This window comes from Pseudomonas sp. (genome assembly GCF_050739655.1).
In the GTDB taxonomy this organism is placed as follows: Bacteria; Pseudomonadota; Gammaproteobacteria; order Pseudomonadales; family Pseudomonadaceae; genus Aquipseudomonas.
Map to the genome: position 1 here is coordinate 1 of NZ_JBOIBY010000464.1, position 22,797 is coordinate 22,797.

The 22,797-nt window shown below is 57.0% G+C and carries 19 protein-coding genes and 1 pseudogene; 9 read left to right on the forward strand and 11 right to left on the reverse strand.

The window, feature by feature from the left end; genetic code table 11:
• Nucleotides 1-80: 80 nt before the first annotated feature.
• A complete protein-coding gene (locus ACRESJ_RS22580; RefSeq protein WP_431759903.1) occupies nucleotides 81-1,019 on the forward strand; it encodes a class I SAM-dependent methyltransferase in 939 nt (312 codons plus the stop codon).
• 56 nt (nucleotides 1,020-1,075) lie between these two features.
• Here the strand turns inward: ACRESJ_RS22580 and ACRESJ_RS22585 are convergent, their stop codons facing one another.
• Nucleotides 1,076-1,876, reverse strand: coding sequence for a helix-turn-helix transcriptional regulator (locus ACRESJ_RS22585; RefSeq protein ID WP_431759904.1), 801 nt, complete (start codon nucleotides 1,874-1,876; stop codon nucleotides 1,076-1,078).
• Nucleotides 1,877-1,986: 110 nt separating this feature from the next.
• Here ACRESJ_RS22585 and ACRESJ_RS22590 point away from each other — a divergent pair, with 110 nt between their 5' ends.
• Together ACRESJ_RS22590 and ACRESJ_RS22595 are read left to right on the forward strand one after the other, a co-directional pair.
• Entirely contained in the window at nucleotides 1,987-3,090 is a 1,104-nt protein-coding gene (locus tag ACRESJ_RS22590) for an extracellular solute-binding protein (RefSeq protein WP_431759905.1), read from the forward strand.
• 95 nt (nucleotides 3,091-3,185) lie between these two features.
• Nucleotides 3,186-4,316 carry a P1 family peptidase gene (locus ACRESJ_RS22595; RefSeq protein ID WP_431759906.1) on the forward strand — a complete coding sequence of 377 codons (1,131 nt, stop codon included), beginning with the start codon at nucleotides 3,186-3,188 and terminating at the stop codon, nucleotides 4,314-4,316.
• A 251-nt stretch (nucleotides 4,317-4,567) separates the two neighbouring features.
• On the opposite strand, the gene ACRESJ_RS22600 is transcribed toward ACRESJ_RS22595, so the two are convergent.
• Nucleotides 4,568-5,290, reverse strand: coding sequence for a GNAT family N-acetyltransferase (locus ACRESJ_RS22600; protein ID WP_431759907.1), 723 nt, complete (start codon nucleotides 5,288-5,290; stop codon nucleotides 4,568-4,570).
• 559 nt (nucleotides 5,291-5,849) lie between these two features.
• Between ACRESJ_RS22600 and ACRESJ_RS22605 the strand changes: the two genes are divergently transcribed.
• On the forward strand, nucleotides 5,850-9,254 hold the full coding sequence (locus ACRESJ_RS22605; RefSeq protein WP_431759908.1) for an Ig-like domain-containing protein: 3,405 nt from the start codon (nucleotides 5,850-5,852) through the stop codon (nucleotides 9,252-9,254).
• Nucleotides 9,255-9,343: 89 nt separating this feature from the next.
• On the opposite strand, the gene ACRESJ_RS22610 is transcribed toward ACRESJ_RS22605, so the two are convergent.
• The 6 genes from ACRESJ_RS22610 to ACRESJ_RS22635 all read right to left on the reverse strand — a co-directional run bounded on the left by ACRESJ_RS22610 (nucleotide 9,344) and on the right by ACRESJ_RS22635 (nucleotide 15,536).
• A complete protein-coding gene (locus ACRESJ_RS22610) occupies nucleotides 9,344-10,396 on the reverse strand; it encodes a DUF2235 domain-containing protein (protein WP_431759909.1) in 1,053 nt (350 codons plus the stop codon).
• A 42-nt stretch (nucleotides 10,397-10,438) separates the two neighbouring features.
• Entirely contained in the window at nucleotides 10,439-11,731 is a 1,293-nt protein-coding gene (locus ACRESJ_RS22615) for an N-acetylmuramidase domain-containing protein (protein ID WP_431759910.1), read from the reverse strand.
• Entirely contained in the window at nucleotides 11,728-12,321 is a 594-nt protein-coding gene (locus tag ACRESJ_RS22620) for a hypothetical protein (RefSeq protein WP_431759911.1), read from the reverse strand. The genes ACRESJ_RS22615 and ACRESJ_RS22620 overlap by 4 nt, the downstream gene beginning before the upstream one ends.
• A 330-nt stretch (nucleotides 12,322-12,651) precedes the next feature.
• Entirely contained in the window at nucleotides 12,652-13,221 is a 570-nt protein-coding gene (locus tag ACRESJ_RS22625) for a YceI family protein (protein WP_431759912.1), read from the reverse strand.
• Between the two features lie 113 nt (nucleotides 13,222-13,334).
• Nucleotides 13,335-14,021: a phosphoribosyltransferase gene (locus ACRESJ_RS22630; RefSeq protein WP_431759913.1), complete on the reverse strand. Its 687-nt coding sequence runs from the start codon at nucleotides 14,019-14,021 to the stop codon at nucleotides 13,335-13,337.
• A 141-nt stretch (nucleotides 14,022-14,162) separates the two neighbouring features.
• Complete coding sequence (locus tag ACRESJ_RS22635) at nucleotides 14,163-15,536, reverse strand: MATE family efflux transporter (protein WP_431759914.1); 1,374 nt, start codon at nucleotides 15,534-15,536, stop codon at nucleotides 14,163-14,165.
• 134 nt (nucleotides 15,537-15,670) lie between these two features.
• Between ACRESJ_RS22635 and ACRESJ_RS22640 the strand changes: the two are divergent.
• Nucleotides 15,671-15,877, forward strand: a pseudogene (locus ACRESJ_RS22640) (hypothetical protein); the annotation flags it as partial.
• Here ACRESJ_RS22640 and ACRESJ_RS22645 read toward each other — a convergent pair.
• Nucleotides 15,800-16,294: a cupin domain-containing protein gene (locus ACRESJ_RS22645; protein ID WP_431759915.1), complete on the reverse strand. Its 495-nt coding sequence runs from the start codon at nucleotides 16,292-16,294 to the stop codon at nucleotides 15,800-15,802. The pseudogene ACRESJ_RS22640 and the gene ACRESJ_RS22645 overlap by 78 nt on opposite strands.
• Nucleotides 16,295-16,597: 303 nt before the next feature.
• Here ACRESJ_RS22645 and ACRESJ_RS22650 point away from each other — a divergent pair, with 303 nt between their 5' ends.
• The 3 genes from ACRESJ_RS22650 (at nucleotide 16,598) to ACRESJ_RS22660 (ending at nucleotide 19,403) form a co-directional block, all read left to right on the forward strand.
• A complete protein-coding gene (locus ACRESJ_RS22650) occupies nucleotides 16,598-17,968 on the forward strand; it encodes a hypothetical protein (RefSeq protein ID WP_431759916.1) in 1,371 nt (456 codons plus the stop codon).
• 344 nt (nucleotides 17,969-18,312) lie between these two features.
• The gene (locus tag ACRESJ_RS22655) at nucleotides 18,313-18,717 is read left to right on the forward strand and encodes an antitoxin Xre-like helix-turn-helix domain-containing protein (RefSeq protein ID WP_431759917.1); all 405 of its coding nucleotides are present in this window, start codon (nucleotides 18,313-18,315) and stop codon (nucleotides 18,715-18,717) included.
• On the forward strand, nucleotides 18,711-19,403 hold the full coding sequence (locus tag ACRESJ_RS22660) for an RES family NAD+ phosphorylase (protein WP_431759918.1): 693 nt from the start codon (nucleotides 18,711-18,713) through the stop codon (nucleotides 19,401-19,403). Before ACRESJ_RS22655 ends, ACRESJ_RS22660 begins: the two co-directional genes overlap by 7 nt.
• Nucleotides 19,404-19,428: 25 nt before the next feature.
• On the opposite strand, the gene ACRESJ_RS22665 is transcribed toward ACRESJ_RS22660, so the two are convergent.
• The gene (locus ACRESJ_RS22665) at nucleotides 19,429-20,364 is read right to left on the reverse strand and encodes a Ppx/GppA family phosphatase (protein WP_431759919.1); all 936 of its coding nucleotides are present in this window, start codon (nucleotides 20,362-20,364) and stop codon (nucleotides 19,429-19,431) included.
• Between the two features lie 482 nt (nucleotides 20,365-20,846).
• Nucleotides 20,847-22,526, reverse strand: coding sequence for a hypothetical protein (locus ACRESJ_RS22670; RefSeq protein ID WP_431759920.1), 1,680 nt, complete (start codon nucleotides 22,524-22,526; stop codon nucleotides 20,847-20,849).
• Between ACRESJ_RS22670 and ACRESJ_RS22675 the strand changes: the two genes are divergently transcribed.
• The coding region (locus tag ACRESJ_RS22675; protein ID WP_431759921.1) for a hypothetical protein at nucleotides 22,521-22,797 on the forward strand (277 nt) is incomplete at its 3' end. The two genes, ACRESJ_RS22670 and ACRESJ_RS22675, sit on opposite strands and share 6 nt — an antisense overlap.

The following is a 22,797-nucleotide window of genomic DNA, read 5'->3' on the forward strand; positions in this document are numbered from 1 at the left end:
CTCCTACAGGGGATTGTGGTGGTCCGCCAGGGCAGTAACTATGGTTAAATGCCGCCCCCGAAAATTGCCGACCCGAACCGATGAACACCGAAGCCCTCTCCACCCTTCATGAGCATTTGCTGACTGCCCTGACAGCGCCCCCCGCAGAAACCCGTCGCCTGTTCCACGGCCGTGGCCGCTGCTGGCCGGGGCTGGAGCAACTGACCGTGGACTGGCTGCAAGGCGTGGTGCTGGTGGCGTTGTTCAAGGAGCCGGAACCTTCGCAGCTGGAAGACCTGAAACAGTTGCTGATGACCATCACCCAGTCAGCGCAATGGGCACAATCCGGTGCGCACACCTTGCTGCTGCAACATCGCTATCTGCTGCAAAGCACCACCGAATGGCTGCTGGGCGATGTCATCGACGAAATGACCATCACCGAGGGTGGCCTGAAGTATCGGGTGGACCTGGGCCGTAAACAGAACACCGGCCTGTTCCTCGACATGCGCTACGGTCGCGATTGGGTGCGGGCCAATGCCGAAGGTAAACGGGTGTTGAACCTGTTCGCCTACACCTGCGGCTTCTCGGTGGCGGCCATCGAAGGTGGCGCGACCCACGTGGTCAACCTCGACATGTCCAGCCCGGCCCTGAACCGTGGTCGGGACAATCATCGGCTTAACGAACACGATATGAGCAAGGTCACTTTCCTGGGCCACGACTTGTTCAAGTCCTGGGGCAAAGTGATCGGCAAAGGCCCGTACGACCTGGTGATCATAGATCCGCCGTCGTTCCAGAAAGGCAGTTTTTTGCTGACCAAGGATTACCAGCGTGTGCTGCGTCGCCTGCCCGAGTTGCTTACGCCTGAAGGCACTGTGCTGGCCTGCATGAACGACCCGTCCTTCGGTGCAGACTTCCTGATCGACGGCGTGACCCGCGAGGCGCCGAGCTTGCGGTTTGAGCAGCGGCTTGAGAATCCGCCGGAATTTCCGGACGCCGATGCGGAGTGTGGGCTCAAGGCGTTGGTTTTTACCCTCCTGTAGGAGCGAGCTTGCTCGCGAAGAACTCAAGAACACCGCGGGCATTCAGAGAGCACGCGTTATCGTTGAACTCCATCGCGAGCAAGCTCGCTCCCACAGAGGACCAACGCAAACAACTCCCCATGACCATTCACATTGAGCTTGTGATAGAGGTTGCGCCGATGCACTTTCACCGTCTCCGGTGAAATCCCCATTCGCTGGGCGATGGCCTTGCTGGAGAAGCCTTGCAGGATCAGGCGAGCGGTTTCGATTTCCCGGGTGGTCAGGCGTGCATCGAAACGGTCGAGCAGGGTCGCCATATCCCCGGCTGCAGGCTCCACGGCCGGGCCTTGGGGCGGCAGCAGTAGCAGGTGGCGGCGCATGGCGGCCAGCACCCAGTCTCGTACGCAGAGCAAGCGACCTTGTTCTTCATGGCTGAAGCGGGTTGAGCGTCCGAGGGACAAGCCGAGCACGGCGCCGTCGACATTGACCATGAACTGCAATTCGTCGCCGCCCACCACTTTGCAGAAGTAGCTGAGGTAGTACTCGCTGTGCTGGAACTGGTCGGGGGCCACCGAATCAAGGCTGTGCAGGCCGTCGGCGATGCTGGCGCAGACCGCCTGATAAAACGGATCGAGCAGGTACATGCCGGCGCTGTAATCGGCCAGTTCTTCCTGTTCGTCGGCGCTGCGCTTGTAGTCGAAATCGACCAACAGACGCGGCACTCGACCGGCCTGCATCACTGCCACCAGCGCATTGTCCAGCGGCACCAATAAACGCAGGGTGTCCACCAGCGCCCGCCAAAATCCGTCCTCGCCCACCGAGCCGAACATCCGCGCCAGGCCCTGGTGCAGCGGCAACTCTTTCAACAACGCGTCCACGTACTACCCCTTTCGAGTAACCCATGATGGGAATGGGTAACGGCCACCCCGGTCGATACGCTGCAAGCTCCTGAACATCACCGGCCGCAGCAGGCCAGGAGTGCCGCATCATGAGTGGTCACCGCTCGTATTTCAATCTGGGGCTTGGCGCCTGCCTGGCGGTTTCGCTGTCGGCGGTGGCGGCCGATGGCCCGACCGTTCACGTGTACAACTGGTATGACTACATCGGCCCCAACACCCTGCATGACTTCAAGCGCGACACCGGCATCCAGCCGGTCTACGACACCTTCGACAGCGCCGAAGTGCTGGAAGGAAAACTGCTGACCAGCCGCAGCGGCTACGACGTGGTGGTGGCCAGCAACTACAGCCTGCCGACCCTGATCAAGGCCGGCGCCCTCGCCCCTTTGCCACACGCCGAGATGCCGGATTTCAAGAACATGGACACCGACCTGCTGGCGAAACTGGCCAACAACGATCCGGGCAACCAGTTCGCCGTGCCCTATCTGTGGGGCACCAACGGTATCGGCTACAACATCGACAAGGTCCGCGCCGCCTTGGGTGACAAGGCGCCGGTGGATTCCTGGGACCTGATATTCAAGGAAGAGAACCTGGCCAAGCTTGGCGAATGTGGCGTGGCGATGCTCGACTCGCCTTCGGAAATGCTCCCGGTCGCCCTGCACTATCTGGGCCTGCCGCCCAACAGCACCAACCCCGAGGACTACAAGAAGGCCGAAGCGCTGCTGCTCAAGTTGCGTCCGCATATCGCCTACTTCAACTCGTCGAAGTTCATCAGCGATTTGTCCAACGGCAATATCTGCGTGGCGGTGGGTTGGTCCGGCGCAATGCTGGAAGCCAAATCCACCGCCGAGCAAGCCGGCAACGGGGTCAAGATCGCCTACAGCCTGCCCAAGGAAGGCGCGCCAGTGTGGTTCGACACGCTGGTGCTGCTCAAGGACGCCCCGCATCCGCAACAGGGTCTTGCGTTCATCGACTACCTGATGCGCGCCGAGGTCATCGCGCCGGTCAGCTCTCACCTCAATTACCCCAACGGCAATCGCAACGCGACGGCGCTGGTGGCGGAGGCGACGCGGACCAATCCGGCGGTGTATCCGTCGGCCGAAGCCTTGGCCACCCTCTTCACCTTGCAGCCTCTGCCGCCAGCGACCGAACGGGTGCGCACGCGGATCTGGAGCAAGGTCAAAAACGGCCAATAAATCCACCGAAGATGCCTGTGCAGATCGTTCCCACGCTCTGCGTGGGAACGATCAATCTCAACAAGTCATGAATGAATCTGAACATGAGAACCCCCATGAAACCACGTGCTCGCGACTTGAATATCCAGTTCGGCAAACTGCAACCCGGCCCGCTCAATGCCATCACCGATGTGCCCGGCGTGCGGGTCGGCCACAGCGATGTACGAGGACGCACCGCCAGCGGTCGCGACGTTCTGACCGGCGTCACCGTGATCGAACCCCGTGCCGGTTCCACCAGCCAGCAACCGTGTTTTGCCGGTGTCCATGTGCTCAATGGCAACGGCGATGCCACGGGGCTGGAGTGGATTCGTGAGGCGGGTCTGCTGACCAGTCCGGTCGCGTTCACCAACACCCACAGCCTGGGCGTGGTACGTGATGCCCTGATCGTCGTCGACCGGGAGCAGCAAGCTGACGACGGCAGGCTCTACTGGAACATGCCGGTGGTGCTGGAAACCTTCGACGGGCTGCTCAATGACATCAACGGCTTTCACGTCAAGCCCGAACACGTGGCCGAAGCCGTGAGCAATGCGCAGAGCGGTCCCGTGGCAGAAGGCAATGTCGGCGGTGGCAGCGGCATGATCTGCCACGAATTCAAGGGCGGCATCGGCACCGCGTCACGACGCTTGAGCGGTGCGCAAGGTGGCTGGACGGTCGGCGCGATCGTGCAGGCCAACCATGGCATCCGAGCTGAGTTGCGCGTCGATGGCTACCCGGTCGGGCGCTACATGGAGCAGGTCGATTCGCCGTTCCTCAAGGCTTCGCTGCCGCATCCCGGCATGGGTTCGATCGTCGTCTGCCTGGCCACCGATTCCCCGCTGCTACCGCATCAATGCACGCGCCTGGCCCAACGCGCCAGCCTCGGCCTGGCCCGGACCGGCGGCGGCAATGAAGACCACAGTGGCGACATCTTCATCGCCTTCGCCACCGGCAACCAGCACGTACCCCCGGCGGCTTACGAGAGCAAAAAAGCCCCCACCACCGACAACCTGAGCATGGTCAATAACGACCACATCAGTGAGTTGTTCCTGGCGGCGACAGAAGCCGTGGAAGAAGCCATCATCAACGCCTTGCTGGCCGCCAATCCCGCCGAAGGAAATGGCCATGCCGTGTCGGCGCTGGATGCCGATACACTGATCAAAGCCCTGCGTCGCGCCGGATGGCCGGGGGATACGACTAGTGGTACTTGAGTGAACCACTCGGTCTTTCTACGATGAACTTACGCAGCCGCTTGTTGGCTCAACAAGCCGTTGCGTAGGTGGTGAGTGCACTGAACCCCTATCAAGCTCGCCGCCTGCTTCATGCGCATCTTGAGCCTCAATGGCTCCAGTTCTCCCCATCAAAGAGCTTTGAGGCTCTTTTTTAAGTGCTGGCATGAATCAAAAAAACGCTGGAAGCAGCTTTGCTCCCAGCGTTTTTTTGTGAGTGGCCTTGATCGCGATCAGACCAGGCGAAGTCGTGGACCGCTACCCGGCACCGCATCGTCCCCCAACCGCCCGCGCACGTATTCCTGGGCCTTGCGCGTCAACTGATCCAGATGCCGGTCCCGCTGTTTCTCCGCATCGACCATCGCCCGCTTGCCGTGTCTTTGCAGCAGGTAAGTATGAATCTGTCGCACCTCCAGCGAGCTGTAGATCGGTGCCACATCCAGCAGGGCCATCAAGCCGTCGCTGCCATGGTCGCGGGTGTTCATCAAGACCTGGGTTGCACGCACGCCCACCACCTGAAAGCCCATCGCCTCGAAAAACGGCACCTTGGCCACCGCACACGTCAGTTCGGCATGGGGATAACGGCCGACCATCTCGCGCAGCATTCGTCGCGCGACACCCTGGCGCCGATGCTCGGCCTGAACCGCCATGTACGCCACGCCGCAGGCGTCGGGATCGTCCTTGACCGGCAGGTACAGCAGGAAACCCACGACTTTCTCCGGGTCGTCCAGGTCGGTGGCGACGATCAATTCCACATCGATGCCTTTGGTCCCGTTCAACGCCTCCAGATACAGGTGAACCTCAAAGCCGATCGCGTACTGGTAGACGTTGTACAGCAGGTTGCTGGCGGGAATGGCAACCATGCTGATGTCGGTCAGGTTATCGACCACCATCTGCAGGATCTGGCTGTTGATGTGCTCGGGGCACGGGGTTTTGAAATGGCTGATGTGGGGCATTGCGGGGGGGCGGCTCCGGGTGCGGTGTGGGGCTTTCGTTGCAGGCTGCCTATCATAACGTGCTCTGGCCTTTTTCCCGCACCCGTGTGCTGTCAGAAGAGTTTGTGCCGGGTTTGCCGGCCCCTTCGCGGGCAAGCCTCGCTCCCACGGGGTTGCGTGGCGTCCGCAAAATTTGCGTTCGCTGAGGATCCCTGTAGGAGCGAGGATTACCGCTCCAGCCAACGCCGATGCGCCTCGCGAACGGAAAGGCCTGATAAAAATTCATTTGATAATGACTATTGTTTTCTTCCATGCCAGTTAAATTTTGCAAGGCCTACCGCTCATCCGGGGAAGCAACCCCCTGAAATCACGGTCTTTCCCCCTACTTTGCGCGATATTCCCCAGCTCCCCATCCGACGTCACTGAAACACTCAGAAATAACCTACTAATTAATTAGGAATTTTTATCAGTCACGGTAGTGGCGCAGTAGTTGCACATCCCCCTGATACCCGCGCTGTCGTCCCAATCCTGGGGACGGCGGGATTCGCCGATTTCGGCATGCTGCGAGGGGAAAAATAAAATGAAGCGTGCAAATCCTCAGTTCAAGTCAGCCAGCTATCTGCGCAGGTCCGGCGTGGCCTCCGCGATGCTCATTACTTTGGCCACGGCCAATGCGGTACCGCTCGACGATGTCAGCCAGCCGCCACCGACGGACCCCTCGGCCTACTACAATCCGCCCGCCGACCCGGTCGCCGCGGCCGCAGCGCTGGATGCCTTGAAAGGATTGCCGGAAGCCAACCAGGGCGCGATTGCCCTGCCTAATGGCGAATTCGGCGACCGCGATACACCCCGCGCGGATAACGTGCTGCCGCCGAGCCTGCAAACCTCGTTCAACTACCCCACCAACGGCAAACCCAGCCCACTGTATGGAGCGCAACCGTTCACCCAGCAACTGCTGCTGTTCGAGGAATTCGGCCCGGAAAAACTCGACCCGACGACCCCCGCGCCACCGCTGACTTTTCCCGTGCCCACCGCCGGCCCGGCACCGGAGCAAGACCCCAACAGCATCGCCCGCAGCGCGCCTTCCACAGCCACGCTGAACGCCTTCATGCGCCAGCCGGGGTTGTTCCCGTTTCCGACGCAGTTTTCCAACTCGCTGGACCGCAACCCCTGGAAGTCGCAAATCGAAGCCTTCCTCAATCGTTACCCGGTAGGTTCGCCGGCCGAGGGGCGGCCACCGGGAAAAGGCTGGTCGCACCAGCGCTGGAACGAGTTCTACCCGCAGGTCGCCTTCAAAACCGTGCAAGTGGGTGCGCGGATCAACGGCGGCGTGCGCGATCGCAAACAGTTGCACAACTATGCCGCGGGTGAATTCGGCCCTGGCGGGCTCTACTACCAGACCTCGGACATCCCGACCACCACGGGCACCACGCAGAAAATCGATACCCGCTTCCACCCCAATTTCCCGATACAGAATCACAATGCGCTCTGGACCTTCGACGGTACCTTTCCGCCAAAACTACTGATGGTGCGTTACGGTCAACCAGTGCTGATGCGTCACTACAACGCCCTGCCGATAGACCCGGCAGCCAACATGGGTTTTGGCCTGCACACCATCAGCACCCACGAACACAACGGTCACAACCCGGCCGAGAGTGACGGCTTTACCAACGCGTTCTTCTTTCCAGGCCAGTACTACGACTATCGCTGGCCGATGCAACTGGCCGGTTACGACACCATCAACACCGACGCCCATGACGCACGCGCGGCATTCCCTTGCTCGCCGGGCGAAACCCTGTTCGTCAACGACGCCAACCCGGGCCTGAAGACCTGCGACAACGGCAGCATCAAGATTCGTGGCGATTGGCGTGAAACCATGAGCACCCACTGGTTCCACGACCACATGCTCGATTTCACCGCCCAGAACGTCTACAAGGGCGACGCGGCGATGATGAACTACTACAGCGCCCTCGATCGTGGCAACGAAGCGCTGGAAGACACCGTCAACCTGCGTTTCCCCAGCGGTTCGACCTTGCCGTGGGGTAACCGCGACTACGACGTCAACCTGGTGGTGGCCGACAAGGCCTGGGATCAGAACGGTCAGTTGTGGTTCAACCCGTTCAACACCGATGGCTTTCTCGGTGACCAGATGCTGGTCAACTGGCAATACCAACCGCGCCTGAAAGTGCGGGCGCGCAGCTATCGTTTCCGCATTCTCAATGGCTCGGTGTCTCGCTACATAAAGATCGCCGTGGTACGTGAAGTCGCCGGTAAAGGCGGCGAATTTCCCGGACCTTCCGGGTCCAATGTGTCCTACAACCGTGTGCCGTTCCACTTGATCGGCAACGACGGCAACATCATGGAGCATGCCGTGCCGTTCGACGGCAGCATGGACCTGGACGGCGACGGCGATAAGCAGAATCACAACGCGATCCTGCCCACCCAGGGCATCGCCGAGCGCTTCGACATCATCGTCAACTTCGCGAAAAACGGCATCAGTACCGGAGACAAGATCTACTTCGTCAACCTGATGGAACACAAGACTGGCAAGGGCCCGGAGAAAAATCCGCTGAGCCTGGCCGACGTGCTGTCCGAGAAGTACAAAGCGGTGATCAAACAGGGCAGCAAAGGCCCGGAATGGGACAAGGGCGATCCGGTGGTGGGCAAGTTCCTGCAAATGGTGGTGCAGCCTTACAGCGGCACGGACGTGAGCATGAACCCCGCCGACTATGAACCCGCCAAGCCGGGCAAGGCCGCCGGTAAAATCATGATCCCGCTGCCCCTCGATCGTAACGATCCCACCGTGCAGGCCAAGCTGAAAGACGCGCGGCACCGTGAGTTCATTTTCGGCCGTTCCGACGGCACCGACGAAGCGCCGTGGACCATCAAGACCGACGGTGGTCCTGGCTACAACATGGACCCACGCCGCATCAGCGCAGCCCCGCAACTGGCCAACGGCCCGACCGATGGCGGCTTCAGCGGCGACGGCACCCTGGAAGTGTGGAACATCAAGAACGGCGGCAACGGTTGGAACCACCCGGTGCACGTGCACTTTGAAGAGGGCATCATCCTCAGTCGCGACGGCAAGGCGCCACCGGTCTGGGAGCAAGGCGCACGCAAGGACGTGTATCGCATCGGTGAAGGCATCGACAGTTCGGTGGATGTGGAAATGGCGATCCACTTCCGTGAATTTGCCGGGACCTACATGGAGCACTGCCACAACACCCAGCATGAGGACAGCTCGATGCTGCTGCGTTGGGATATCGAGCATCCCGGTCAGTTCCAGTTGATGCCAACGCCCCTGCCCGGCTGGGACGGTGTCACCTACGTGAACTCTGCGGCGCTGCCGACCTTCCGCACCGGTGATCGTGATGACGACAACCAGGGCGACAACAAGAAACCGATAGCCAACCCTGACAGCGCAGCCAGCAGTAACGGCCAGCCAGTGACCATCAATGTGCTGGCCAACGACACCGACCCGGACAACAACGTCCCACTCAAGGTGGTGGGCCTGGAGCAACCGGACTCGGGCAAAGGTACAGTCGTCACCGACGGTGTGCGCGTGGTCTACACGCCACCGGCCACCGTGACCGAGGCGTTCACCGCGACCTTCACCTATAAGGCCAGCGACGCCAAGGATGCTGTCTCGGAACCGACAACCGTATCGGTAGCAGTGGCGCCTTCGGCGACGGTCAACGAAGACCTGGTGGTCAGCAGTGCGTCGGTCACGTCCCGCAGCAACAACCGCTACACCTGGGACCTGTCCGGGACCACGTCACGGGGCACAGGCAACACGCTGACGGTTACCGTATCGACCACAGCCGGCCCGCTCAACCTCGGTACCGCGACGCTCACGCCAGTGGGCACCGGAGCGCGCTGGAGAGTGTCGGTCAGCACCACCGGCGCCGGCCCGACGCCGAGCCCGACTGCCACCATCACTTCAGCCTTCGGCAAGGCGGTGACGGCACCGATAGCTGCGCACTGATGTCACTACGAACAACGCCCGGTCCACGCAATGTGAACCGGGCGTTGTTCGATCAGGTCGTCTCTTGGAAAAAATACTGGGCAAGAAAATCAGCTGATTTTGTTCACGGGTCGATAAGGTCCGATCAGATAGGCGTCCACCTTATTTTTGGGACGGTAGTTTCCGGAAGCGCTCACTCGCTGCTGCACACTCTCATCAAAGCATTCCTGACCGAACTCTGTATTTCCAATGGTTCGGAAAAAACGAGAGTTGAGCAATCGGTAGGTGCCGCCCAGGAACTCGGCGTAGGAGTCGGTGATGTCCGGAATGGTTTTCGGTAGCCGGGGAATTTTGTTCGGGTCCAATTCCAGTCCGCAGTCCATGATCTTGCTTGCCATCCATCGCAGCGGTATATCCGAAAGCGTGTTTTTTGGATATCCACCGCCCACGTTGGCATGTGCTCCGCAAAACCAGACTTGCTCCATGACCTGGTTCGGTTTGGCAATCGGAGACCAAAGTGCACACACGTAGTTTTCACGATGCTCATCAATGGCTATTGCATGGTAAGCGTTACGCACAATGCCGCTGAGTTCCGTGTCATGAAATTCGTAATATTGATGGTTGAATCGCTCAGCGGATTTAAACGGAACACCTAAAGCGCCTACGGTGTCCCAGACGCCCAGAAAATGAATATTGATTTCCCGGGAATAACTTTGCCGAAAAAATTTGGCGTTTTCGGTATCTGCACTGGCGTCGCGATTACGATAGAGGCTGTAGGCGTCATCAATGCGTTTTATATTTGTTTTGGTCAGCAACCCGACGTTGCGAATCATGCCCACCAGGCTACGTGCGGAATAGGCGCCACGACTGAAACCGATGATATAAACCTGATCACCGTCTTCGTAGCTTTTAGCCAACGCGGTATAGCCATCTTTTATTTTTTTTGATAAACCGACACCAAACACTCCACCCTCAAGCTTGTCGTACCAATCAGTTCCTACGCCAGTTATATAAATTGTTTTCTGAACCGTTCCGTCTTTGTGCGCAGGCAAAACCGCATCATGCAGTTTGACTACGTTGGTGCTGGTATTGCCATCGATCTCCGGTGCCTGATCGGGTAAATTCCATGTCCCATCGAATGCGACAACGATTTTTTTGGGCATGACAATCTCCTTCTTCTTACGTCAGAAAATTGATCGAAACTTTCAGGTTCTGAGTTTCTTATAAGCGGCTTCCAGCTTGTCGTCGTAGGCATTCGCGCGATATCCGGCCCCGTTGTAGGCATAGGCAAAATTCGCCCAATCCAAATCCCTTAGCAGGTCGACAAGTGGTTTTTTACGGAAGGTTTTAACTTTTATGAATTCGCCGAACGCCTTCAAATGCTCGCGCTCATGCTCTCTCATACTGCTTACGTACTGATCAATGCTTTGATACCCGAGATTGCTCCAGTGGTATCCCATTATTTGAAAAAGTCCCCAGGACGCTGACTCGAGTGCAGCCGCCGAATGTATTAACTGTGCCCTGGCAAGACGATCACGTTCCTTGACCGCATTTCCATAAAACTCTCGAGTCCAGCGTGGGTAGAGGATGTCGCGATTTCCCGAGGCCAGGCGCTGGGGATCGAGACCATGGATTTTCAGGCGTTCCCAAAATACATGACCCTCGAAAAGCGTTTTAGGGAAGCCATCCACAAATCCACGCCCGTTTGATTCAACTTTATAGACTGCGCGAACAATTTCCGGCGCCAGATTCAGGCCGTTGGCAGCGTCGACAATGTCGGCGTCGGACAGCCAAAGTACATTCGCGGCTTTCGTCGGATCGGCGATTGCAGCATCCATCGTTTTCCAGGTTTTCGGTCCGACGATGCCATCTACAATCAGACCATTATCGCCTTGGAACTTTATGACAGCGGCTTCCGTCCTGCTATCAAACTCCCCATTCGGACTGTCGATGAGTTGGAGTTTCCGAAGTTTTTCCTGCAGCTTCAAAATGAGTGTGTGATCTTGACTGCCCTTGCGCAGATTCACGAACTCGCCAGCCTCTGCCATCTGAATAATCGCTGAGGGTCGATCTTCACTGGAGACAGCCACTTCCTCAAGATCCTGGGGTCGTTGATCCAGGTCAGAAACGGCACTGGTCGGCCATGCGCCAAGATTCCTTTCAAAGTGAGAAGTCTCGACGTTTGATGCATCACGTCCGCCCCAGCGGTTTCTATCATCGAGTCCCTCCCAGTGCTTACCTACTTCTTCGAGTTCTTTGATGGAAGACACCCATTCAAAACCTCCACTAAATGACTTGTAGAAATTCAAGTCCATGGCGCACTTGCGTAAATGCATGCTATCCATTGTCTTGGCTTTGCCTTCACGCAAGTAAATTTCCTGTATCTCGGGTTTGCGCTCCAGTTCACCGCCGGTCACTAAAAAGCCATTCAGCTCAGCAAAATCCAGAAGCGTTCTGATGTCTTTCAAGAACTTCACTTGCTCAAGAATCAAGCTCATGATTTTTCTTCATCCTTGGCGGCCTTCGATTGAAGCACCTGACTGATCTGCGCCGATTTATTTGCACTCCCTTGCGAGCTACCAAAATAAAACCCTAGTATTTGGGTCAGCGCCGCCGATAGCACACCAAGAATATAAATTAACACTTCCTTTTGCGCTTCCGTCCCTCCAGTCGGCTGAACGCCCAATAGATGAATAAAATAAGCAAAAAGAATAAATGTCAAAATGACGATACCTACCGCCAAGCCAGGTTGTATGGCCTTCGCATACCATGGAACATTGGGGTTGGTCAGAATACTGCTCATATTCGCTCTGGCATCGGCTATATCAGCAAGCTGAACTTTATAGCGCTCAAGTTCCAGCTTGGACTCTTCAAAACCAAGCTTGTTATTCTCAAGCTGTATCCTCAGCAACTCTTCCTCATGCTCCATCTGAAACTTTTTAAGCTTATAAATATCTTCTTCACTGAAGGTTGCTTGATCGAGATTGACTCCCGTTTTTTCTTCGACAAATTCTTTGCCCTTGACCAGCGCTGCGTTGGCTACAAGTCTTAACCCGGCACTTAGTAGCCCTGCAATGAATGGAGCCATTTTGCCTCCTACTACACTCCCCACCCATCAACAAATTCGGTTGCTGGGTGGAATATCAGATAAATCACTACTTTCTGCACACAAAACAACCGGATACTTAAAGTCAGCTTATCGTACGTTTAAAAATTATCCGGCGTATGCCCAGCCATTCGTCTGAAATCCTAACGATGCGAGCCAGCTGTTTCATCAATGAAAAATGAACCAAATATTTCTTTTTGCTATATATATTGATTCGATTTATTAGATTCTATTGCCAACAAATGACCCTACTCAACCGAGCGAAATGTTTAGGAAAACATGAACAATAGCAACTTTGCCATCACGCACACGTCAATGCTCGGGTGAAACTATCCGGAAACGTATGTTGATGTCATCGGAAACAACGCTGTCGGCCCATTCGCCTGCACCAATCTTGAAGTCACTGCGTTTGAGCTGTAACTCGCCATCAAAAATGCCGATGGTGTTTTCTGCTTTCAAAAGCACCGGCACTGTTACATCCCGGGTGATGCCCTTGAGTGTCAGTTTGCCGGTAATTGAATAGCGGTTACTGCCGAGTTCTCTGACACGGGTCGATTCAAAAATTGCCTTCGGATAAGTAGCGGTATCGAACCACGCAGGCTTTGGCAGTTCGGTTTTGGCGTCATTGTCTTCGACATCAATGCTATCGAGGTCGATCGTCAATTCAGCGCGAGCTTTTTCGGGGTGCGCGGTATCAAAATCCAGAGCACCTTCAAACGTCTTGAACGTCCCATAAACCTTCGATCCCATCTGGTTGTAGGTGAAACTGATGGTACTGGCCGTGGGATTCACATGGGAGTATTCGACCGCCTGAGCACCCACAAATACACCGGACAACAGGACGGTGGCCAATGCAGGGAAACGCAAAATTCGAGAGTTCATGGGACTCACCAGATCACAGGTAAGCAACGGTAGGAGGACTAAAGCAAAAAACCTTCGTTTGTGCCACCCGCAAAAAAGCTGGCCCCCCCTTGTGCAAACGCTCGGCGCGGCGATCAATCTTCAGCAGCACCCGCCCCGTCTTCCAACTGCCACGCCCGCTGCAACAAACCGATAACTTCGGCATCCGAGGTCTGGGAAAAGTCCACGTACCAATGCCCAATCGACGTGAACCAATCCGGGAAAATCGGGCACACCAATTCATCCACATCACGGCGCAGCGCCTCCGCCGTTTCGACCGGCGCCACGGGTACCGCCACCACCACGCGCGAAGGTGCCTGCAACCTCACCGCTTGCACCGCCGCCCTCATCGAAGCGCCCGTTGCCAGGCCGTCATCGATCAGAATCACTACCTGATCCTTGAGCTGCACGGGCGGCCGAGCGCCTCGATAAACCTGCTCACGGCGCAACAACTCGCGGCTTTCCCGGGCGACCACCGCCTCGAACCCGGCCTTGTCGATCGGGTGCGCCCGCAGTGCTTCTTCATTGCGAATCTGAATGCCACCGCTGGCAATCGCGCCCATGGCGTATTCGGGGCGGGACGGCACGCCCAGCTTGCGCACCAGCATCAGATCAAGGCGAACGCCCAGCGCGCTGGCCACTTCATAGGCCACCGGCACACCACCACGGGGCAAGGCGAGAATGATCACATCGGATCGATGCGCGTAAGGCAGCAACAGCTCCACCAATCGCCGACCGGCCGCGGCGCGGTCCTGAAGGATGGAATGGGACAGGGGACTCATTGAAAAACCTCCCCAGGCGCTCACGCCTGTTAATGACTTCCCAACCGGAACACATCATTTCCAACCACCACAACCCCCTGTGGGAGCGGGCTTGCCCGCGATGAGGCCAGCCCAACCAACATCAATCTCACTAAACCACCACTAAACCAACCGCTCAATCTTCTGATGCTGCCACACCAACTTGTAGTAAAGCGTCTGCAACGCCAGCATGCCCAGATACGCCACCGGAAACGCCATCCACACCCCTTGCAACCCGAACCGCGCATCCAGCAGATACGCCACCGGCAACTGCACACCCACCACGCAAACTATCGAGATCGCCACCGGCACCATCACCGTGCCGCTGGCGCGCATGATGCCGCCGATGATCGCCTGGAAGCCGAATACCAACAGGCTCCAGAGCATGATGTGCAGCAGGTGCTCGGCCATGCTGCGCGTCGCGTCTTCGGTGAGGAACGAACCCAGCAACCAGTGCGACAGCAGATACCCCAACACCACCAGCCCACCCGTCAGGCACACGTTGATCAGCAACCCCGTGCGCAGAATCTGCCCGATACGCTCCACGCGCCCTGCCCCGATCGCCTGCGCCCCGAGGATCGACGCCGTGATCGCAATCGACAGTGCCGGGAACTGCACGTAATTGACGATCTGCGTCACAGCGCCATAAGCCGCCGTCGCCTGGGAACCGTGCTGGTTCACCAACGCCAGAATCACCAGCTCCGACAGCGACAACACCACCATCTGCAACCCGGTGGGCAAACCGATGCGCAGCACCTTGCCGAGAATCGCCCAATCGAGCTTCATCGCCGCAAAAAACTCACGGTCCGGCGCCAACGGATGCCCACGGCGAATCAAACGCCACGCCAGCCAGCCCATCGCCACCAGGTTGCCCGCCAACCCGGCAAACGCCGCACTCTGAATCCCCATCGGCGGCAACCATAACCATCCGCGAATCAACGCCGGCGTCAGCGCCAGGCCAATACAGGTCGACACCACCAGCGCCAATAACGGCGACAGTGTGTCACTCACCCCGCGCAGCAACTGCGTGAACAACACAAACACCAACAGCGTCGGCATGAACCACAACATCACATGGGCATACGCCACCGCATCGTCCAGCACATCTCCCGGCGTGCCCAACCCCACCAGCGACGACCGCGCAAACACACTCCCCACCACCGCCGCCAGCAACCCGATCAACAGGCCCAAAAACAGCGTGGCCCCGGCAATCGCCTTCACCAAATGCGTCTCCCGCGCCCCCCACGCCTGCCCGATCAACACCCCGGCACCAGCACCCAGGCCAATCACCAGAGCGATAAAGAAGAAAACGATCGGGAACATGCCAGACACCGCCGCCAAGGCTTGAGTCCCAAGCATCTGGCCGATGTAGATGCTGTTGACCGTGCCGGACATCGATTGCAGGAAGTTCGACAGGACCATGGGCGCGAGGAACAGCAGGTAGGTTTTCCAGAGGGGGCGTTGGGGTTGAGTGAAGGGTTGGGTGGAGGCTTGCATGGGCTAGAGGTCCATCTCGACAGTTGGGGTGCAGGTTGAGGATAGCTGCGGTGGCTGAAACCAACGGGCGGTGAACATCTCAGGTCTGGGTTTATATTTCCAGCAAAGTGAGGTGAAAGGTCTGAGGTTTCATCATCCAGGGTCCTACACAAACCTCGGAATGCCTCACCTACCGTGCCCAGATTGGTTGCGACACGGTGGTGTTGTCGGACTTTTCAAAATTGCTGGCGATTCCATCGCGGGATGGATGGGGTTTCCTCACCTCACCTCACCGCATTACGCGGATCATCACGACTATCAACATACTCAAGCCTCAACGGCCCGACCCCATAGACCTGTGAGATGTACTCACCCGATCTGGCCCAGTGGAAATGCGGCGTATTGGCCGGAAGTATCACCACGCTACCTGGCCCGTAGGCGACCAGTTTGTCCGGATCAAAAACAGTTCCAAAACCAATATAGAAAACGCCGGACATGACGGTGTAAATGCGATCTTCCGGATGTGTATGGGGCATCAGTTTGACGCCATTGGGCACTTTGACTCGCACAACGTAGGGTGCTGGCTTGCCAGGGTCGCCGGCGATGACGGCCAGTTTCACTTCTTTGGGGAACGCCGCAAAGCTGCGCCACTCCACGTCTTCATTGTGCAGAGCACCGGTTTTGCCCAGTGGCAGTGGTTGTGCCTGGGCTAACGGTATTGCGGCACTGGTGACAAGAAACGCTGCCAGACCGGCGATTTTCATAGCGCTGTGAATCATGAAAGACACCTCAAACCCGTCGTCTGATACATGTCTGGCTTACTGTATGTGTGTTTGGCTTCACTGATAACGGCGCCGTTTGGTATTTCAGTTGATACGCAATGTAATCAATTCACAGCCCCGTGCTGTACCGCGCACCGCTTCGATCAGTTACTGATGCAGAAGCGCTTGGGCGGATGCTTCATTTCATTAGTAGCGGTTAAATGCAGGTGATAGTTTGTATGAAAATATTTATTAGCTGCCGACATCACTCTAAAACGCTATACCCTTTAGTTTCCTTTTATTGCAACACAAGAGAGCTTCATGCCTATTACTACATACGCCCCAATACATCAACTCAGGATACAACCTGAAACAAACAAGTCGACATCTTCTACCGGATTCGCCCATGAAATCACCAACACAAACAACACATCACTAGTACTTGCTCCTTTACTAACACCAGAAACGCCCCCATGCAGCACGCAAAAAAAAATCCACTTAGATTGGTTCAGGGCGGTGTTATCCAACGATGCGAAAACCGTCAGATCGCTGATCAAGAGCGGATCCGACGTCAATATGAAGGACTCCAATGGTCACACGGCCTTGGTACATGCTCTTTTTGGCAACCTCGGACGCTCCGGTCTCGAAATAGCTGAGGATATATTAAAATCAAAAGACCTCAACACCTCTAAAGGTAAGCCAGGGGAACTTCACACCCTACTTCATGACTTTAAAAATATGTATGATAAAAAAACCTCTGCATTCAAATATAATAAAATGCTTATTTTATCGGAGGAATTAAAACCATTTCGCCATGAACATTACACTAAAAACAATAACGAGACAGGAAACTGGTTCGAAGCTGTGTTGAGTAACGATATAGAAGCGACTCAATCACTGATCGAAAATGGCATCAATGTCAACATTAAAGACATTCACGACCACACGGCATTGATGCATGTTCTTTTTGGAGATTTTAACAGACCACCAAACTTTGAATTAGCCAGCGCATTATTCAACGCAAAAGACTTGATTATCCCTGATGATGATTCGACACAGTACAACTTCGCAATTCACGATTTGAAAAAACAGCCAGACAAAAAAAGCTTTCTTAAAAAACATCAAGAAATAGTCAAGAACCAACCATGGCTCGAACTTTCAATCCTCCCACATCAAATTTCTCGCGAGCTATGCCCACAAGAAGAGTTAGATAAATGGGAAGAAGTTTATGGTGAAGTTATAAGTCCTCCGCCATTAAACGACACGCAAAGAAAATGGTTCGAAGCCATTCAAAATACTGATGAACACGCCATTAACAACATTAATGAAATGATTAGCTCTTCGACAGACATTAACATGACCGACTATCTTGGCCGCACCGCCTTGTGGCTTGCCGCCTATAAAGGGGACGTGGATCTTCTTTTTATCTTGTTGTCTTCTGACAAGCTAATCATCAACAAAAAAACTGCCGGTGAATTCCATAAAGATCTTTTTGTAATACGAGACTGCTTGATCTCTGGAAAAATAGAAAATGAAGTAATACGCCAAGCGCTAGAAAAACTAACTACCGCCCCTTATCCGAGTGTTTATCGCGCATTACTAAAAATGGTGAATGGAGCATTGCCGAGCACATCTATGATTAGTCGACTCCAATACACTCTTATCGGAGCCTTTTGTTCAAGCTCGCGCTGACGACTCGGACAGCCTGAAAGGCAACACATCGCCTGAATTCTTCGCTTCACGGTAACACCCACAAGAAGCCCGGCCTGATCAGCCGGGCTTTTTCGTGCTCGTCGATGCGGACTCATGTTTCATTCACCATGCTCGGCGCCAGTAGCCGAATCCGCTCCCCCTGTAGGAGCTGTCGAGTGAAACGAGGCTGCGATCTTTTGATCTTCAAAAAGCAAGATCAAAAGATCGCAGCCTGCGGCAGCTCCTGGGGGCGAGCCAATAGGCGCCACTGGTCTTAACTGCCTTGATCTACAGACTCAACAATAATATTTTTGAATCTATGGATTCGAAAGCAGGTAAATCACATGGCCAGCGCCGCCCCCACCCAGGCATTCAGTAAAAACCAATGCGTCACCGGCCTACGTGCCGCCGTGAGCATTCTGGAAAAGTGGAAGGCCAGCAGCGAGCAGGCGTGTCGCATCCTGCGCATTTCCCGCAGCACGTACACCCGCGCGCGGCAGCGTGATGCGGACTGGGCGGTGGCGCTGGATGCGGATCAGATGCAGCGCATCAGTTTCGTGCTGAACATTCACGCCACGTTACGCCTGGTGTTCGATAACCCGGACAACGCCTACGGTTTCCCCTCGATGGCCAACGACAACGAATTTTTCAATGGCCGCAGCCCGCTGGAGATCATGGCCCAGGGCGATATGATTTCGCTGTATGAAACCTTTCGCCGCCTCGATGCGCTACGAGGCGCGCAATGGTGAAAATCGCTGAACTGGCGGTGTTTGCCGGGCAGACGGTGCAGGCGTATCGGTTGGTCAATTCGAAGTTTCCGCCCATTGCGCTGTTCGATGATGTGGCGGACGCGGATGAGTTTGAGCTGTTGTTCGAGATCCAGGCGCTGACCAATCCACGGCTGAAAAATGAAGTCGGCCAGTTGGAATTGATTCCCCGCAAAGAAATTCCGTTCGGCATTCCTGGCTGCTCTTACGCAACAGCGCCTTTTACCCACGTCAACCCGGCTGGCTCGCGGTTCAGTGATGGCAGTTTCGGGGTGTTGTACCTGGCCGATTCGATGGAAACGGCGCTGGCCGAGGTGCGGCATCACCAGAGCCTGTACTGGTCGAAGGTGCCGAGCCTGAACTATGAGCGCTTTGTGTTTCGAGGGCTGACCTGCGTTTTTGCCGAAGCGCAAATGAAGGACGCTACTGCCCTGCCGATGAACGATCCGGTATACGCGTCGGACGATTACAGTCATTCCCGGATACTGGGCCGGGCAATCAGAAAGTCCCATTGCCCGGGGCTGCGCTATCACTCGGTGCGTCAGCCGGGCGGTGTTTGCTGGGGGTTGATGACGCCCAAACCCGTCGCCTCGATCATCCAGACCGCCCATTACGAGATGGTCTGGAACGGTCAGATCACCAGCGTCAGCCAGATCAGCGAGGCTTGATGCCTTCTGAACCTGGTTGCTGAACCTAGTGTTTGGACATCAGCCCATGCAGCACACCCACTCGCAGCCCCGGCTCCGAAGGCGTCATGTGCAAGACGCCGAACACCTTGAACGCCGCCAGCATCAGCACCAACCCTCCCGGCAGGATACTCATTCGATGGGTTTGCAAACCTGCCAGCCTGAGTTGTTTGACGTGCCCCACTTCCAGCAATCGTAGCGACAGGCGCAACAGGCCGGCGTAGGTGATGCCGCTTTCGCCGGGGTCGTTCAGGCCGTTGGCCTTGAGCACTTTGGCCAGCATCCGGGCGGTGCCGGAGGAGCCGATGACCTGCTGCCAACCCATTGCCCGGTAGCGTCGAGCCACTTTTTCAAATTGCAGGGTGGCGATGCGCTCGGCTTCGAGCAGGGCCTTGGCAGTGATGACACCACCGGCAAAGTAACGGGCGCCAAAGGTGCCGCTGCCGATGGCAACGCTTTCGGTGACGAGGGCTCGTGCGCCCTTGCCCAGGATCAATTCGGTGGAGCCGCCGCCGATGTCCACCACCAGGCGCGTGCGCACCGGATCTGGAATCGTATGAGCAACGCCGGCGTACACCAATTGGGCTTCTTCATGCCCGGAAATGACATCGATGCGAAACCCCAGGTGCCGCTCGGCGCTGGCCAGGAACAGTTGCGCATTCTCGGCTTCGCGCACGGCACTGGTGGCTACCGCTCGCACGCGTCCGGCCTCGAAACCGCGCAGTTTTTTGCCGAATCGCGCCAGGGCTTGCCAGCCTCGGTCCAGTGCCAGTTCGTCCAGCGCGCCGCCCTGCAGCCCTTCGGACAAACGCACCGGTTCACGCAGGGTTTTCACTTCCTGAACGATGATCTGCTGGCTGCGTTTGACCGGTTGGCCAATCATCATGCGAAACGCGTTGGAGCCCAGGTCAATGGCCGCAAATAGCGAGGTGTCGCTTCTCATGGTGGGGTTCCTGGCAGATTGAACAGTCCGTGGACGGATCTTGTGGAGGCCGCCCATGGCGGTTTGCGCGGATGGTGCCATGGGTTCAATGACACCCCGATGACACTGCGATTAATTTCGCAGCCTTCTTTGCGTCACCAGCTCGTCACATCCGCGGCGCTGGCCTGAAGCGGCTCAACAACCTGTAGGAGAGAGCACGCTCGTTCGTACAGGGGGATGCGGTTATCTGTGGGAGATAGCCTGCTAGCGATAGTCGTGAACGATAACGTGGGGAGCCTGACTCCTCGCGGCGCTCTCGGGTTCATCGCGAGCAGGCTCGCTCCCACAGTGGATTTGTGTGATTCAAGGGATTTGTGGTCGGCGGCGCTTAAACCTGTGTGCTGGCTTGTCGGGCCGCCGCATCGCAGCGATGGACGTTAACGATAACGCGGGTTGACTGAATGAACGCGTTGTCTGGACGTTTTTCGCGGGCAAGCCCGCTCCTACAGTGGACCACAGCAGTGCTTGCCGACTCGACAGAAGCACGATGCCGAAATCCCTACATCCGCCCGGGCCATCGCCAGGTCCAGACGGATTTTTGCAGCCGCCGCTTCAGCATCGCGGCCCAGGCGTTTCAGGCATTCGACGTAGCCGTGCAGGCTCCACACGTTGTCCAGGTGCCAGGACGCGCGACTGAGTGTGTTGTCCAGCCCCAGATCAGCGCGATAAGCCTGCAAGGCCTCTTCTACCCGGCCCTGTTCCAGCAGTAAGGCGCCGAGCGCATGGCGCACCGGTTGCATCCAGCCCCATGGCTCGTCGTAAGGCAGATGGTCGTCCAGTGCCTGTGCCTCGCGCAGGTGGGCGAAGGCTTCGTCCACATTGCCTTTGCGGTACTCGATTTCTCCGCGCAACATGCCCGCGGCCACGGCGAGTATGGCGTTGCAGGTGTTGTTGAAGAGGTAGCGTGTGTCCGGTACTCGGGCCCAGGCTTCGAGGAAGTGGCGTTGCTCGTTTTCCGCAGCCTCCACTTGTCCGCATGCCGCCTGCGCAACGCCTTTGGCGTAGTGCAGCATCGCGGTGGTCACACAGTACAACGCCGGGTCGCCGGGCAACGGTGTGGCGAGAATGTCTTGCCATTTTCCGAAACGGATCTGCACGTGAAGCTTCATCGAGACGAAACCTTCGAGCCAGTCGGCCATGGGCGGTTGCTCAACGCGCAGCAGTTCTTCCTTGATCGTCTCGCTCATCTGCGCAGCGGCTTCCAGGGCGGGTTGGTATTGGCCGAGGAACATCGCCGCATAGAGTTTGAAGTGGTAGTTGTGGCATCGGTACAGGGTGTAAAAATTGATCGGGCCTTCCTGCGCGAGGTATTGGCCATCGACCTCGATCGCGCGGCTGTTGGTGATCATGGCGCCACGGTAATCGCCGCAGAGCACGTCGATGTGCGACGGCATGTGGCGCAGATGGCCGGCGTCGGGCACCAGGTCGCGCAGCACATCGCCGGCGCGCAAAGCCCGCTCCGGGTATGGCGACATTTCCATGGTGTGCACGTACATGTGCAGTACGCCGGGGTGCGGTACATCGCCGTGTTGTGTCATGCGCTGGAGCGCCCGCTCCAGCACTGCCACGGTTTCCAGGGTGTCGGCGCCGGGAGCCGGGGTGCCGGTTTTCAGGTCCCAGAGTTGCCAGGGCGTGCGGTCGATCAACGCTTCGGCAAACAGCGCGGTAACGTCGGGATCGTCGGGGAAGGCTTGGTAAACCTCGCGCATGGACGCTGCGTAGGCATCGTTCCAGGCAAAGAGCTCGTCGACGGTCGTGGCCTGTTCCGCCTGATAGCGTTGCTGGAGCGCGCGGATCAGCGCCTGTTCCACCGCCGTTGCGCCGTCCAGATGCACCAGCGCGATTTGCGTCGCCAGGCGTGCCTGGGCAACGGCCTCCTTCAATTCCCGTTCGATGAAGGCGTCCCAACGTTTGTTGTAGTTGGGGCCAGAGGCATAAGCGATACCCCAGTAGGCCATCGCGCATTCGCGGTCGTGTTCCAGAGCCTTGTGGAAGCAGCGAATGGACTCGTCATGGTTGTAGCCGTAGCACCACATCAGGCCACGGTCGAACCAGAGCTGGGCCTGGGCTGAACGGGTCGTCACGGGGCGGCTGTAGGTGCCCAGGTCGTAATAGTCATGCATCGCTTTACCCTCCCGATCAGAGCGTGGAACCCCCAGTCATCCAGCATACGCCAAGGGTTCCCGGCAGATGGCGTAGCCGACGACAGGCCTGCGTATCACGGCCGCGAGGGGTTTACCGCTGGCCCTATCAATCCCATCGATGTTCACAATCACATCAATGAAGTTCTCTTAAAAATCCTGCGGCGTAACATCAGCTCCATACCAACTGACAACACCCCGGAGCACACGATCATGAAACGCCAAACCATCCTCAGCATTGTTTTCTCGGTTT

Bases quoted from the DNA above. Each gene is read 5' to 3' on its own strand.
- ACRESJ_RS22580 (WP_431759903.1), top strand. From the start codon at position 81: ATGAACACCGAAGCCCTCTCCACCCTTCATGAGCATTTGCTGACTGCC.
- ACRESJ_RS22590 (WP_431759905.1), top strand. From the start codon at position 1,987: ATGAGTGGTCACCGCTCGTATTTCAATCTGGGGCTTGGCGCCTGCCTG.
- ACRESJ_RS22595 (WP_431759906.1), top strand. From the start codon at position 3,186: ATGAAACCACGTGCTCGCGACTTGAATATCCAGTTCGGCAAACTGCAA.
- ACRESJ_RS22600 (WP_431759907.1), bottom strand. From the start codon at position 5,290: ATGCCCCACATCAGCCATTTCAAAACCCCGTGCCCCGAGCACATCAAC.
- ACRESJ_RS22605 (WP_431759908.1), top strand. From the start codon at position 5,850: ATGAAGCGTGCAAATCCTCAGTTCAAGTCAGCCAGCTATCTGCGCAGG.
- ACRESJ_RS22610 (WP_431759909.1), bottom strand. From the start codon at position 10,396: ATGCCCAAAAAAATCGTTGTCGCATTCGATGGGACATGGAATTTACCC.
- ACRESJ_RS22615 (WP_431759910.1), bottom strand. From the start codon at position 11,731: ATGAGCTTGATTCTTGAGCAAGTGAAGTTCTTGAAAGACATCAGAACG.
- ACRESJ_RS22620 (WP_431759911.1), bottom strand. From the start codon at position 12,321: ATGGCTCCATTCATTGCAGGGCTACTAAGTGCCGGGTTAAGACTTGTA.
- ACRESJ_RS22625 (WP_431759912.1), bottom strand. From the start codon at position 13,221: ATGAACTCTCGAATTTTGCGTTTCCCTGCATTGGCCACCGTCCTGTTG.
- ACRESJ_RS22630 (WP_431759913.1), bottom strand. From the start codon at position 14,021: ATGAGTCCCCTGTCCCATTCCATCCTTCAGGACCGCGCCGCGGCCGGT.
- ACRESJ_RS22635 (WP_431759914.1), bottom strand. From the start codon at position 15,536: ATGCAAGCCTCCACCCAACCCTTCACTCAACCCCAACGCCCCCTCTGG.
- ACRESJ_RS22645 (WP_431759915.1), bottom strand. From the start codon at position 16,294: ATGATTCACAGCGCTATGAAAATCGCCGGTCTGGCAGCGTTTCTTGTC.
- ACRESJ_RS22650 (WP_431759916.1), top strand. From the start codon at position 16,598: ATGCCTATTACTACATACGCCCCAATACATCAACTCAGGATACAACCT.
- ACRESJ_RS22655 (WP_431759917.1), top strand. From the start codon at position 18,313: ATGGCCAGCGCCGCCCCCACCCAGGCATTCAGTAAAAACCAATGCGTC.
- ACRESJ_RS22660 (WP_431759918.1), top strand. From the start codon at position 18,711: ATGGTGAAAATCGCTGAACTGGCGGTGTTTGCCGGGCAGACGGTGCAG.
- ACRESJ_RS22665 (WP_431759919.1), bottom strand. From the start codon at position 20,364: ATGAGAAGCGACACCTCGCTATTTGCGGCCATTGACCTGGGCTCCAAC.
- ACRESJ_RS22670 (WP_431759920.1), bottom strand. From the start codon at position 22,526: ATGCATGACTATTACGACCTGGGCACCTACAGCCGCCCCGTGACGACC.